15 protein-coding genes are annotated in these 11,845 nt (G+C 66.9%); 8 read left to right on the top strand and 7 right to left on the bottom strand.

Annotation, left to right across the window (positions count from 1 at the left end; translation table 11 throughout):
- Positions 1 to 317, bottom strand: a 317-nt coding sequence (locus tag BLR02_RS26970; protein WP_143018341.1) for a transposase, incomplete at its 3' end; no start/stop codon positions are given.
- Between the two features lie 488 nt (positions 318 to 805).
- The gene (locus BLR02_RS26965; RefSeq protein ID WP_090665344.1) at positions 806 to 1,711 is read right to left on the bottom strand and encodes an AraC family transcriptional regulator; all 906 of its coding nucleotides are present in this window, start codon (positions 1,709 to 1,711) and stop codon (positions 806 to 808) included.
- Between the two features lie 134 nt (positions 1,712 to 1,845).
- Here BLR02_RS26965 and BLR02_RS26960 point away from each other — a divergent pair, with 134 nt between their 5' ends.
- The 5 genes from BLR02_RS26960 to BLR02_RS26945 are packed head-to-tail and all read left to right on the top strand — an operon-like array spanning position 1,846 to position 4,555.
- Positions 1,846 to 2,589 carry an SDR family NAD(P)-dependent oxidoreductase gene (locus BLR02_RS26960; protein ID WP_090665343.1) on the top strand — a complete coding sequence of 248 codons (744 nt, stop codon included), beginning with the start codon at positions 1,846 to 1,848 and terminating at the stop codon, positions 2,587 to 2,589.
- Positions 2,590 to 2,602: 13 nt separating this feature from the next.
- On the top strand, positions 2,603 to 3,004 hold the full coding sequence (locus BLR02_RS26955) for a VOC family protein (protein ID WP_090665342.1): 402 nt from the start codon (positions 2,603 to 2,605) through the stop codon (positions 3,002 to 3,004).
- 8 nt (positions 3,005 to 3,012) lie between these two features.
- Positions 3,013 to 3,996, top strand: a complete 984-nt coding sequence (locus BLR02_RS26950) for a saccharopine dehydrogenase NADP-binding domain-containing protein (RefSeq protein ID WP_218128091.1) — start codon at positions 3,013 to 3,015, stop codon at positions 3,994 to 3,996.
- The gene (locus tag BLR02_RS30950; RefSeq protein ID WP_281201360.1) at positions 3,993 to 4,118 is read left to right on the top strand and encodes a hypothetical protein; all 126 of its coding nucleotides are present in this window, start codon (positions 3,993 to 3,995) and stop codon (positions 4,116 to 4,118) included. Before BLR02_RS26950 ends, BLR02_RS30950 begins: the two co-directional genes overlap by 4 nt.
- The gene (locus tag BLR02_RS26945) at positions 4,115 to 4,555 is read left to right on the top strand and encodes a VOC family protein (protein ID WP_090665340.1); all 441 of its coding nucleotides are present in this window, start codon (positions 4,115 to 4,117) and stop codon (positions 4,553 to 4,555) included. Before BLR02_RS30950 ends, BLR02_RS26945 begins: the two co-directional genes overlap by 4 nt.
- Positions 4,556 to 4,603: 48 nt before the next feature.
- Here BLR02_RS26945 and BLR02_RS26940 read toward each other — a convergent pair whose 3' ends face one another.
- Positions 4,604 to 5,497 (bottom strand): LysR family transcriptional regulator, encoded by an 894-nt coding sequence (locus BLR02_RS26940; RefSeq protein WP_090665339.1) that lies wholly within the window; start codon positions 5,495 to 5,497, stop codon positions 4,604 to 4,606.
- A gap of 135 nt (positions 5,498 to 5,632) precedes the next feature.
- Here BLR02_RS26940 and BLR02_RS26935 point away from each other — a divergent pair, with 135 nt between their 5' ends.
- Positions 5,633 to 6,628: an aldo/keto reductase gene (locus BLR02_RS26935; protein ID WP_456303807.1), complete on the top strand. Its 996-nt coding sequence runs from the start codon at positions 5,633 to 5,635 to the stop codon at positions 6,626 to 6,628.
- Between the two features lie 88 nt (positions 6,629 to 6,716).
- Positions 6,717 to 7,700, top strand: a complete 984-nt coding sequence (locus BLR02_RS26930; RefSeq protein WP_090665345.1) for an alpha/beta hydrolase — start codon at positions 6,717 to 6,719, stop codon at positions 7,698 to 7,700.
- On the opposite strand, the gene BLR02_RS31030 is transcribed toward BLR02_RS26930, so the two are convergent.
- The 4 genes from BLR02_RS31030 to BLR02_RS26910 all read right to left on the bottom strand — a co-directional run bounded on the left by BLR02_RS31030 (position 7,697) and on the right by BLR02_RS26910 (position 11,412).
- Entirely contained in the window at positions 7,697 to 8,920 is a 1,224-nt protein-coding gene (locus BLR02_RS31030; protein WP_090665337.1) for a (R)-mandelonitrile lyase, read from the bottom strand. The two genes, BLR02_RS26930 and BLR02_RS31030, sit on opposite strands and share 4 nt — an antisense overlap.
- A 40-nt stretch (positions 8,921 to 8,960) precedes the next feature.
- A complete protein-coding gene (locus BLR02_RS26920; protein ID WP_090665336.1) occupies positions 8,961 to 9,716 on the bottom strand; it encodes a DUF4405 domain-containing protein in 756 nt (251 codons plus the stop codon).
- The gene (locus tag BLR02_RS26915) at positions 9,717 to 10,202 is read right to left on the bottom strand and encodes a cytochrome P460 family protein (RefSeq protein WP_090665335.1); all 486 of its coding nucleotides are present in this window, start codon (positions 10,200 to 10,202) and stop codon (positions 9,717 to 9,719) included.
- 124 nt (positions 10,203 to 10,326) lie between these two features.
- The gene (locus BLR02_RS26910; protein WP_090665334.1) at positions 10,327 to 11,412 is read right to left on the bottom strand and encodes an alpha/beta hydrolase; all 1,086 of its coding nucleotides are present in this window, start codon (positions 11,410 to 11,412) and stop codon (positions 10,327 to 10,329) included.
- Positions 11,413 to 11,582: 170 nt separating this feature from the next.
- Between BLR02_RS26910 and BLR02_RS26905 the strand changes: the two genes are divergently transcribed.
- The coding region (locus BLR02_RS26905) for a transposase (RefSeq protein ID WP_176849858.1) at positions 11,583 to 11,845 on the top strand (263 nt) is incomplete at its 3' end.

Genomic DNA, 11,845 nt, shown 5'->3' with positions numbered 1-11,845 from the left:
TGGGCGCGGATGTTGGTGCCATCGATAAAGGTCATCCCAAGCGCGATCCCACGCTGCTCCACCAACTCGAGCAGGCGCTCCCAGACACCCTGCTTGGCCCAGCGGATGAACAACTGCGCCGCCAGCCACCACGGGCCGAGCTCCGCCGGGATGCTGCGCCACTTGGCGCCGTTCTGGTGCCGCCACAAGATCGCGGAGATGGTCCGTCGCAGCTTCTTGGGCGGCGTTTTGCCGTGTGGGCGGACCTCCTCGATCAGCGGCTCCCAGATCGCCCACGTCGCGTCGGTGAAAACCTCGCACCCGTTCCTATCCGTCATGCCCCAAAATATGGCAACAGCATTCAAGCTCTAACAGACCTTAGGCGCGAGGAGCGCGGCTGCTGTATTAAGGAGGTCAAACGCATGAGGGGTACCAGCAATGGGCACGGGTTTGAGGGAAGCGAGCGAGATTCGCGTTCCCAGACTCGACCGGTAGGCGATCGAAAGCACAACCTATAGCCGCCCAGCGTCGGGCAATGCTGAGCGATTTCAGCTAGTTGAACCTTGTGGTGAAAATCACCCCACCCTCAACCTCCGGAGGGAGAATTCCGGCCTCGTTCCGCCTTTGCCCCATCAAGGTGCATGCGGAAAACCGCAGGAAACCTGCGCCTTACGGCGTCGGTCACTGCGAACGAGAATGGTTGGATAAGGGCCGACTGGAGCAGCGGTGGGAACCGGAATCCAACCTTCTCTGGCGGTGGTGAGACGCGTCTCGGCGGCTGAGTCAACGCCGACACCCTTCCTCGGCGCAGCCGCGTCAGAGGCAGCTACGCTGCCGTCACTGCGCGGCCCGGCTGCTGGAGATGGCGGAAGATGCGCGCCGCGTCCTTGGCAGGCGGAGCGCCGAAGAAGCGGGCGTACTCGCGGCTGAACTGGGTCGCGCTTTCATATCCGACGTCGAAGGCCACGTTGCTCGCCTTCAGGCCGCCGCTGACCAGCAGCAGCCGGGCCTGGAGCAGGCGGATGCGCTTCTGGAACTGGACCGGGCTGAGTGCCGTGGCGCTCTTGAAATGGCGGTGGAAGGCAGAGGGGCTCATCGCGGCAATAGCCGCGAGCGCCTCAACTCGCAGCGGCTCGGTGAAATGCTGACGGATCCAGCGTATAGCGAGGTTGATCCGCGCCAGCGCGGTGCTGGGCGTGGCGATGTCACGGAGCAGCGCCGCGTGAGGCCCTTGCAGCACGCGATAGAGGATTTCGCGCTCGTAGGCAGGGGCCAGTACCGGGATCTCCCCCGGCCGGTCCATTAGGCGCAGCATGCGGACCCAGGCATCCAGTAGTTCGGGCGTCACCGCAGCCACCGAAAACCCCGCCGTCGGCGCCTGTGCCGCTGGTGAGGGCAGATCCGTGAGCAAGGTCGCGATCACCTTCGGGTCGAGCGTGAGGCTCACCGCGAGGTAGGGGGCGCCCGATGCGCTCGGATGCACGGCGCCAACTGCGGGCAGGTCGACCGACATCGCGAAGTAGGTCGCCGGATCGTAGTGCAGGGTCTGGCTGCCGACCGTCATCGACTTGCTGCCCTGCAGGATCACGTTGATCATCGGGTCGTAGCAGGCGGCGAGTTCATGCTCGGGCACCTGTCCCTGCACCATCGCCACGCGCGGGATGCCCGTCTCCGTCTTCCGGTTCCCGGCCCGCGAGGCAAGAGCGCGCAGTTCAGCCAGCTGCTGTTCCATCCCCTACAATGTGTCCTGTCCCAGCTAGGCCAACAACCTGGAAAGCAGGATTAGGCAAGAATTGGGCAGGAACCACGACGCGAGAGAGGCCGGTTGCGCGTAGCTTCATCGCCAGGCAACGGAGCGGAACCTCAGTGGAAGTCATTGTTATCACGGGCGGCAGTCGCGGCATCGGGGCGGCAACGGCACGTGCCTGCGCCGATCGCGGCCTGGGCGTCATCCTGACCTATAACAGCCATTCCGAGGCCGCCGAGGCCGTTGTCGGTCAGATCAAGCAGAGCGGTGGCCGCGCAGTCGCATTGCCGCTCGATGTTGCCGACACGGAAAGCTACGCCTCCTTCCGGGAGGCGGTGACGCGCTCGCTGCACGAGATCTGGAATGGCGCCAGCGTGCACGGTCTCGTCAACAATGCTGGGTTCGGGCTCTACAGTCCGATCGAGACCGTCACAGAGGAACAATTCGACGGCCTGTTCTCGGTGCACCTGAAGGGACCGTTCTTCCTGACGCAAGCGCTGCTGCCGCTGATCCGAGAGGGCGGTGCCATCGTGAACCTGACCAGTGCGACCACCCGCGTGGCGACGGCCGGCGTGGCCCCTTACGCCAGCTTCAAGGGCGGGCTGGAGGTGCTGACCCGCTACATGGCGAAGGAGTTCGGCCCCCGCCGCATTCGCGCCAACGCCGTATCACCGGGCGCGATCCGGACCGAGTTGGGCGGCGGCCTCACGGACGCGTCCGAGGCGCTGCTCGCGTCGCAGACGGCGCTCGGCCGCGTGGGCGAGGCGGAGGAGGTCGGCCGTGTCATCGCCAGCCTGCTCACGGACGAGTTCGGCTGGGTGAATGGGCAGTCGATCGAGGTCGGCGGCGGCTACTGCATCTGAAGGAGAAGCAACCATGCTCGACCACGTCTTCCTGCCGGTCAGCGACCTCGGGCGCTCGATCGCCTTCTACCAGGCCGCGCTGGTACCGCTCGGCATCACGGACCGGCATGACTTTGACGGCCGCGATGGCCCGCCTGGCCATCCGGACCTCAAGGGCTTCGGCGCGAACGGACGCATGTTCTTCTGGCTACGCCAGGGCGAGGCCAAGGGCCAGGTGGCGCATGTCGGCTTCGTGGCGCGCTCGCGCGAGGCGGTCGATGCCGCCTATGCCGCCGCGATGGCAGCGGGCGCCAAGGATAATGGAGTGCCGGGCCCACGGCTCCATTACGACCCGCGCTACTACGCAGCCAATGTCCTCGATCCGGACGGCTACAGCCTCGAGTTCGTGTTCAAAAGCTGGCAGCACCCGCAATGACCCGGCTGATGATCTACGGGGCGACCGGCTATACCGGCCGCATGGCGGCCGCTCGCGCCAGGGCAGCCGGGTTGGACCTCATCGTCGCGGGACGGGATGAAGCGCGCCTGGCAGAGCTTGGCCGTTCCCTCGGCGTGGAACACCGGGCCTTCGCGCTGGACCAGGATGCGCCGATCGACGCGGCCCTGCATGATGCGGCGGCCTTGCTGAACTGCGCTGGCCCCTTCCTGCGCACCGCTGACCCGCTGATGCGTGGGGCGATCCGGGCGGGTACCCACTACCTCGACATCGCTGCCGAACTCGACAGCTACCGCCTGGCGGAAGCCTATGATGCGCAGGCACGGACCGCCGGGGTCATGCTGCTGCCCGGCAGCGGCGGCAGCGTCGCCATGCTGGGATCACTCGCAGGCCGCGCTGCCGAGCGGGTCGGGCACCCTCACACGATCCGCGTCGCACTGCATGTCGCCGGAGCGATGTCGCGCGGCTCGGCCATCAGCGCGCGTGAGAACCTGACAGCCGAATGCCTTGAATGGATCGACGGCGCGCTGCAGATCCGCGAGCCGGGCACCACGCGGAACTTCGATTTCGGCGCTGGCCCGGTTTCCTGTTTCGCCGTGACGCTGCCCGACCTGCTGACCCTCCGTCGGGCGCTGCAGGCGCCGAACATCGGCACCTTCGTCCACCTCTCCGGCAATGCATTCCCGACCGGTGACCTGGATGCCCTGCCGGACGGTCCCTCTGCCGAGGAGCGTGATGCGAACCGTTACCAGGCCTCGGTCGAGGTGACTGGCGCTGGGGGAGAAACCGTCCGGGCCATCCTCGATACCGTCAATGGCTACAGCTTCACGCCACTGGCGGCTGTCGAGGCGGCGCGTCGGGTTCTGGCCGGCGAGGCTCGGCCAGGCTTCCAGACCCCGGCCGGGCTGTTCGGCAATGGCTTCGCCGAGTCCATCGCCGATACAACCATCCAGATCCTTCAGGACCAACCATGACCGCCATCCACAGATCCTGCGTCCGCGTCACCGGGGGATCCAGCACCATTGGCTCGGCCATCGCCCGCCGCTTTGCCGATGGCGTGACCTGTTCCAACATGCGCAAGGAGGCTGGGCGATGACTGAAAAAGGCGGGACGCCTCGGTTTTCAGGCGATGCGATCCTCGACCACATCGAGTTCGCAGTCGCAGATGCGGAACGGTCGCGCCGCTTCTATGAGGAGGCGCTGCGCCCATTCGGCATGACCGTCATCATCCGCGTAGGGCCTGAGCGGACGCGCATGGGTGGCACGCGGTACGGCATGGGCCGGGACGGCTACCCGAGGATCTGGTTCCACGATGGCGAGGCCGCAAGCACGCCTCTCCACCTGGCCCTTGCGACATCCGATCGGAAGGTCGTGGATGCCTTCCATGCAGCAGCGCTGGCAGCCGGAGGCACCGACAACGGCGCCCCGGGCGTTCGTGAACGCTACCACCCCGACTATTACGCGGCCTTCGTGCACGATCCGGACGGGAACAACATCGAAGCTGTGTGCCAAGCGCCTCACGAGCATCCCTGAGCAGGAGCCTCTCGCGCAGGCGGGATGAGGACCGCCAACAGAAGATTCTCAGCGCCGGTACCGCAGCGCCTCCACCACGAGCGCAAAGGCCGGCGTCGGCTGGCGCCGGCTCGGGTAATAGAGGTGGTAGCCAGGAAAGGTGGGGCACCAATCCTCCAGCACCCGGACCAGCCGCCCAGCCGCCACATAGGGCGCGGTCTGGTCTTCCGGCATGTAGCCCAGCCCAAGACCATCCAGCGCCGAGTGCAGCCGCATGCCGAGGCTGTTGAACACGAGTTGCCCCTCGCCTCGCACCTTGACCTCCCGTCCGCCCTTTTCGAGCCCCCACGGAAACAGGCCACCATAGGTCGGCAGCCGCATATTGATGCAGTTGTGCCCGGTCAGATCCTGCGGTGTCAGCGGCCGCGGATGTTTCTCGAAGTAGGCGGGCGAACCAACAACTGCCATGCGCATGTCCGGGCCGATGCGAACCGCGATCATGTCCTTGGCAACCTGCTCTCCCATCCGCACGCCGGCGTCATAGCCCTCGGCCACGATGTCGGTCAGGCCCTGGTCGACGTTGATCTCGACCGTGACATCCGGGTAGTCGGGGAGGAACCGCTTCAGGGCAGGCTGCAGCACCGAGAGAGCCGGATGTTCCCCGGCCGTGATGCGGATGGTCCCCGCCGGCTTGTCCCGCATGTCGCCCAAGGCCGTGAGAGCGCCCTCGATCTCCTCGAAGCGCGGCGCGATGGTCGCCAGCAGTCGCTGCCCGGCTTCCGTAGGGGCCACGCTGCGCGTCGTGCGGGTGAGCAGCCGCACGCCGAGACGCTCCTCAAGGCCGCGAATGCTCTGGCTCAGCGCCGATTGCGAAATGCCCAGTTTGGCCGCGGCTCTGGTGAAGCTGCGCTCCCGCGCCACCGCGACGAAGGACGCCAGGATATTGAAGTTCTCCTGCGTCATTGAGTAGCTGACCTTATGCCGACGTGCGCTTTGTAGCAGCTAATCATGGAATGGTGCGCACCCTAACTTGGCTCCAGCACCTCAGCAGCGACGCTTCGGCCGCCGCCCCGTGCAGACACACGTCACAAATGGAGCATGGCGATGCAAAGCCGCAAGCTTGGACAACTCGAAGTCTCCGCCCTCGGGCTGGGTTGCATGAGCATGAGCGCCCTCTATGGGCCGCCGGCCGACAAGGGCGAGATGATCAGCCTCATCCGCGCGGCGCATGACCAGGACGTTACCCTCTTCGATACCGCCGAATCCTATGGCCCCTTCACCAATGAGGAACTGGTGGGCGAGGCCCTGGCGCCGATCCGCGACCAGGTCGTGATCGCCACCAAATTCGGCTTCGATATCGACCTGGCGACCGGTGCGCGACGTGGCGGCACCAATAGCCGGCCAGAGCATATCGCTGCCGCCGTCGAAGGCTGTCTGAAGCGCCTGCGGACCGACCGGATCGATCTGCTCTACCAGCACCGCGTCGATCCCGAGGTGCCAATCGAGGATGTCGCCGGCGCCGTGAAGGCGCTGATCGCAGCCGGCAAGGTGGGCCATTTCGGCCTGTCGGAGGCAGGCGTCCAGACGATCCGCCGCGCCCATGCGATCCAACCGCTGGCGGCGGTGCAGAGCGAGTATTCGCTGTTCTGGCGCGGGCCGGAGGCAGAGCTCCTGCCGGTGCTGGAGGAACTGGGCATCGGCTTCGTGCCGTTCAGCCCGCTGGGGGCCGGCTTCCTGGCCGGGAAGATCGACGAGACGACGGTCTTCGACCCGACGGATTTCCGCAATGCCGTGCCGCGCTTCTCGCCGGAAGCCCGCCGCGCCAACATGGCGCTGGTCGAGGTAATCCGCAGCGTGGCCGGGCGCAAGGCGGCGACGCCGGCACAGGTGGCGCTCGCCTGGCTGCTGGCGCGGAAGCCCTGGATCGTGCCGATTCCCGGCACCACGAAACCGCACCGGCTGACGGAGAACCTCGGCGCGGTCACGCTTGACCTGACGGACGGAGACCTTGCCGGGATCGACATCGAAATCGGCAAGGTCGCGGTGCAGGGCGAACGGCTGCCGGAAGCCGCACTCAAGATGACCGGCCTGTAGTCAGCGGGAAGGCGCGTCGATGCTGCAGATACTCGGCGCGCCGAGGGCGCGCCGCCCGAGGCGGACTGCGCTGGCGGCAATCCTCGGCATGGCCGGGCTGAAAGCCGCCGCCGCGCCGGGTCTTCCCGCCATGAAGGAACCGGCGATGCAAACGGCGTCCCACCTGACCCCGGATGGCCGCCTGGGAGACATCCTGCGCCATCCCGCCTTCGCGGGCTTCGCGCGGCTGCTGCTGCCCTGGGATGGCCGGGCCTATGACGACGCCATGCCGCTGCGGCAAATCGCCACGCTCTTGCCATATCACAGCCGGGTCGATCCCGTGATCGTCACCAGCGCCCTGAACCGCATGATCGACGATGTGCGGGACGGCCAGCCGGTCTTCCACGCCATCTACAGCGAGGCGCAGCAGCAGGCGCAGCCGGCCAAGGCCAATACCGGCCTGTTCTTCTTTCGCGGCCGGCCCGGTGCGTCTTTCGCCCTGATCGCGCCGGGCGGTGGCTTTGCCTATGTCGGGTCAGTGCATGAAGGTTTCCCCTACGCCCAGGCGATCAGCGAGGCGGGCTACAATGCGTTCGTGCTCCGGTATCGCACCGGCCAGGGCGGCATTGTCGCAACCGAGGACCTGGCCGCCGCCATCTCCTACGTCTTCCGGCATGCCGAGGCACTCGGCCTGTGCACCCTGGACTATTCGCTGTGGGGCAGTTCAGCGGGCGCGCGGATGGCGGCGTTCATCGGCTCGCACGGCGTCGCGCATTTCGGCGGGGATGCACTCCCGAAACCATCGACCGTGGTCATGGCCTATACCGCGCATCAGGACCTTGGGACCGACGACCCCGCCACCTTCGCCATCGTCGGTGCGCAGGACGGCATCGCGCCACCGTCCAGCATGGAGCACAGGCTGGCCCTGCTGCGGCGCAGTGGGACGCCGGTCGCCTACCGGCGCCACGACGGTCTGGGCCATGGCTTCGGCACCGGCGCCGGCACGGCTGCCGAGGGCTGGATCGCAGATGCCATGGAATTTTGGCAGGCCCATCGTGCAGGCAGCGCGACAGGCCGCCCGGACAACAATTAGGGCGAGGCCGCGGTGCGGCCCACGGCGCCCTGGCCGTACTGCTCATCCGTCACAGTTTCCAGCCAGGTCGTGCTGATGCCGTCCACGGCTTCGGCAACGGCCACATGCGTCATGGCCTGCGTCGGGGTGGCACCGTGCCAATGGCGCACGCCAGGGGCGAAGACGACCACGTCGCCCGGCCCGACCTGCTGCACAGCTCCACCCTCGCTCTGCACCCAACCCTGACCGGCGGTGACGATCAGCGTCTGGCCGCGTGGATGGGTATGCCAGTTGGTGCGCGCGCCCGGCTGAAAGGTCACCACCCCGCCGGCCACGCGCCCTGTCGGCTCGGCCTGGAAGCGGGATGTGACATGCACCGTGCCCGTGAAGTTGCTGGCCGGGCCTGCCACCGCCGGCGTTTCCGCATGGCGCTGGATGGTGAGGCCCGGCGGACGGGCTGTGGCGGCCTGCGCCCGCTCCGCCAGGGTTGCCCGGACCACGCCCACGGCCGACATGGCGCGCGGCCAGCCCGCGTAGAAGGCGATATGCGTCAGCACCTCCGACACCTCGGCCGCGCTCATCCCGGCATCCATGGCGCGATTGACATGGAATGGGAGCTGTTCGGCCTGCCCATTGGCGATCAGCGCGACCATGGTCACCAGGCTGCGGTCGCGCGGCGCAAGGGCCGGGCGGCGCCAGAGATCGCCGAACAGCACGGTGTCGGTCAGCTCGGCCAATGGCGGCGCGACGGGGGCGACCTGATCCCACACGGTCGCTGCACGCCGGGCTTCGCTCGCGGCATCGACCGGCAGCGGTTCGATCGGTGCCTCGGCGAGCGTGGCAGGGTCGATGCCGCGCTGGCCGAACACAGCGTTGATCTCCGGCACCGCCGACATGGCGGCCGGCCAGCCGGCATAGAAAGCAAGATGGGTGATTATTTCGGTGATCTCGGTCGGCTTCACGCCATTGTCCAACGCGCGCCCGGTGTGGCCGCGCAGCTGTGCGGCGCGGCCATTGGTGATCAGCGTGGTGACGGTGACGATGCTGCGGTCGCGCGGCGAGAGCTGCGCCCGCTGCCAGACATCGGCGAACAGCACCTCATCCGTGTAGAGCGCCAGCGCCGGCGCCAGTTCGCGCATCTGCGGCGGCGCCATGCGCGGCGCGGCAGAGGTGCGCTCCTGCGCTTCCGCACCGGTGCCCGTCAGCAGGGAGGCGGCGAGGGTCAGCATCAACTTCTTCATGACGGATCCTTTGAAATGCGCGTGGCGAGGCAGCGGAAAGTCATTCGGCGCGTGACGCGGCTGGCGCGCGGGCCAAGCGCGATGGAGACGCCGCCGGCGGTGACCCCGCCGACATGGCCCTCCGTCGATCGAGGGCGCTCATCGCCATCGCCCCGAAATGGCCCAGGGCGATAGTGAGGCCGGCGACGGCAAGGCTGTGGACGAAGAAGCCGGCGACCGAGGTCTCGAAATCCCACCAGTCGAGCGAGACCTGCATCGTGAGCTTGGTGCCCAGACCCAGCACGCCCGCGCTCCACAGGCCATGCAGCGCGATGACCACGGTGACGGTTCGCAGCGCCCATCGTCGCGCCGCGCTTGGTCGGGACATTCCGAACAGGTTGCGCGCCACACCCATGATCATCGACCAGCGCGGGCCGAGGTGCAGGGCAACGATCACCAGCGCCCAATAGGCTGACAGCGTGTGGATCTGCATCACAGTGAAGCCACCAAAGGCCGACATCAGCGGCGCGAGCGCGTTGGAGATCAGGACGCTCGTCACCAGCAAGACCAGCATGGTGAGCAACAGGCAGGCTGTCAGCAGCATGTTGAACAGGCTGCGCGCCTGCCGGTGCGCCCGCGGGATGCTGCGGTACCAGCGGCGGTTGAAGACATTGTACAGGATCAGCAGCAGGAACATGGCCGTTCCCGCCACCTCATGCGCGACATTGCCCAGCCACCAATAGGCAAGGCCAAACACCAGCAGTGCCGCGGCAACAAGGTCGAAGGCGAGGCGCACCAGCATCACGGGGTTCGCCATCTATTCGATCGGCGTGCCGTTGAAGCGGGGAATACGACGGGCGGTGAACAGGTAGTCGGCGCCTGCCTGGCGGTTGTGGCAGGATTGGCAGCGCGCGGTGTTCTCGTTGGTATTGATGGACCTGTCAGGCCAGAACCACTGGAACTGCCAGTCGGCGGTCCGGCGGCGCTCGTCGTAGTCGGCGCCGAAGCCTTCGCCCTTCTCCATCACGAAGTAGCGGTAGAGCTGGCCACCGCGGTAATCGACCAGCACGAAGTGAGTCCCCGCAGGCGCCGGCTGGCGATTCCTGATCGCCTCGATCGCCGCGGGCGTGGTCAGGATATGCTCCGTCACGTTGCCGCGCCGGACCGTCGTGTAGTGCACGAGTGCGTCGAGGTCCTCGGGGAAGGTGACGCGGTTGCTCTCCGCCTGGACCTGCCAGCCGACCAGCAGGAGGGCGCCGGCGACCAAGGCCACAAGGCTGGATGAGCGCGCGGAGATCGTCATGGTGTGCTGCCTGCGGCCTTGGGGCCAGGTTCGAGGGATGCCGTCATGGCGGATGCTTGAACGAGGCCTGCCCAGGCAGGCGTGCGCCGCGGTCCTCAGCGCGGCTGAAGGACTGCGCGCGGCATCAGTCGAGCTTCTTCTCGGCGAGGAACCGCGTGACCAGATCGGCGATCTCGATGTTGTTCAGGTCCGAGAACGGGAAGTGCGTGTTGCCGCGAATGCCGGCTTCCGGCAGGTGCACCAGCGTGACGTCGCCGCCATGCCGGTTCACCACATCGCGCCACAGCCGCGCCATCTCCAGGCGTCCGCGCCAGGCATCCTGCGTCGGGATGTCGGTCGGCTGGGCCGGGATGTTGTCGCCGTAAAACACGACGATAGGGATCCGGGTCAGCGCCATGAAGTCCGACATCGGGACGGGCATGCCCTCAATGGTGTCGAAGCTCGTGGGAATGGGGGCCGGAACCTCGCCCTGCGGGAAGATGAAGTTGCTTCCTGGCTCGAAAGCGACAACCGCCCGTACGTTCGGGCTTCTGATGGCGGCCAGCCATCCGGGGCCGCCGGCCTGCGAGTGCGTGAACAGGATGCCTGGACCGATGCGGCCAAACAGCGCGGCCACGCCATTCGACACGACGTCCATGTCGAACGGCCCGGTGTTCGGCGTCATCGCGCGGAAATACTGATTCAGCGTGTCCGGCCCGCGATCGAATTGGACGCCCTCGAAATAGTTCGGCCAGACGCCGACGCGAAACTGGCCGAACCAGAACTGCTCGTCCGGTGTTGGCCGGATCGTGCCCTCGACCGTGCTGCGTCCTGCGTCGCCCCGGCGCGGCTGGTCGACCAGGTAGGTGGTGAAGTTTCGGCGCAGGAAGATGTTCTGGAAACCCTCGCGACCGTCGGCGGTCGTCTCCCAGGTCTTCGAGGACTGTCCCGCACCGTGCCACATCACGATCGGCAGCCGTCGCGCATTGGCTGGCCTCTGGTAGAACGCGTACAGATGATCGCCGTGGAAGGTCTGCCCGGCGGGGTCGAGTGGCCGGCGAGGATTGAAGGTCCCGGGCGCGGTGGCGACAGTCCCGCCGACCGCGAAGCTGCCTTGCTCCTGAATGACCATCGGACCAAGGCTGGGCGCCGTCTGTGCATCTGCATTCGCAGATGACAGGATGCTTCCAGCAAGCAGCAGATTTGCGAACACGTACTTCCAGTCGGTCACAGCCGGGCCCCTCCATCCACGATCGGACGGAATATGAAGCCAGAGTCACTTATCCATTAGGGGCCTGTAATCGATAGGGCACATAAGCTCGAGTTTGGCCATTTCCGGGGTGAGGCGGCGGAGCGGGCGACGGGCTAAGGTGGAGGCGTCCTGGCCAGAGGACCGCCCCCATGTTGACCCTGCCGGCCCGCTTCGCCGCGGTGATCCTATGCTTCGCGCCGCTCCTCCAGCAACGGAGTTGGCGACATGCCGAGGTGCTGTTGGTTGGGGCGATCCTGGCGCCCGGCCGGCGTACGGTGAGCAGCATTCTGCGGATTAGCGGGCTCTGCCGGGAGCGGCGGTTTGTGAACTACCACCGCGTGCTAAACCGCGCCGCCTGGAGCGGACGAGCGGCAGCCAGGGTTCTGCTGGGACTTTTGCTGGACGCCTTCCT

Origin of the sequence: Belnapia rosea (genome assembly GCF_900101615.1) — a bacterium.
Lineage (GTDB): Bacteria > Pseudomonadota > Alphaproteobacteria > Acetobacterales > Acetobacteraceae > Belnapia > Belnapia rosea.
This window is presented reverse-complemented; position numbering and strand designations above follow the sequence as displayed.

What these genes read in the sequence shown, in the direction of transcription:
- BLR02_RS26965 (WP_090665344.1), bottom strand. Translation starts at nt 1,711, where the DNA reads ATGGAACAGCAGCTGGCTGAACTGCGCGCTCTTGCCTCGCGGGCCGGG.
- BLR02_RS26955 (WP_090665342.1), top strand. Translation starts at nt 2,603, where the DNA reads ATGCTCGACCACGTCTTCCTGCCGGTCAGCGACCTCGGGCGCTCGATC.
- BLR02_RS26950 (WP_218128091.1), top strand. Translation starts at nt 3,013, where the DNA reads ATGATCTACGGGGCGACCGGCTATACCGGCCGCATGGCGGCCGCTCGC.
- BLR02_RS30950 (WP_281201360.1), top strand. Translation starts at nt 3,993, where the DNA reads ATGACCGCCATCCACAGATCCTGCGTCCGCGTCACCGGGGGATCCAGC.
- BLR02_RS26945 (WP_090665340.1), top strand. Translation starts at nt 4,115, where the DNA reads ATGACTGAAAAAGGCGGGACGCCTCGGTTTTCAGGCGATGCGATCCTC.
- BLR02_RS26940 (WP_090665339.1), bottom strand. Translation starts at nt 5,497, where the DNA reads ATGACGCAGGAGAACTTCAATATCCTGGCGTCCTTCGTCGCGGTGGCG.
- BLR02_RS26935 (WP_456303807.1), top strand. Translation starts at nt 5,633, where the DNA reads ATGGCGATGCAAAGCCGCAAGCTTGGACAACTCGAAGTCTCCGCCCTC.
- BLR02_RS26930 (WP_090665345.1), top strand. Translation starts at nt 6,717, where the DNA reads ATGGCCGGGCTGAAAGCCGCCGCCGCGCCGGGTCTTCCCGCCATGAAG.
- BLR02_RS31030 (WP_090665337.1), bottom strand. Translation starts at nt 8,920, where the DNA reads ATGAAGAAGTTGATGCTGACCCTCGCCGCCTCCCTGCTGACGGGCACC.
- BLR02_RS26920 (WP_090665336.1), bottom strand. Translation starts at nt 9,716, where the DNA reads ATGGCGAACCCCGTGATGCTGGTGCGCCTCGCCTTCGACCTTGTTGCC.
- BLR02_RS26915 (WP_090665335.1), bottom strand. Translation starts at nt 10,202, where the DNA reads ATGACGATCTCCGCGCGCTCATCCAGCCTTGTGGCCTTGGTCGCCGGC.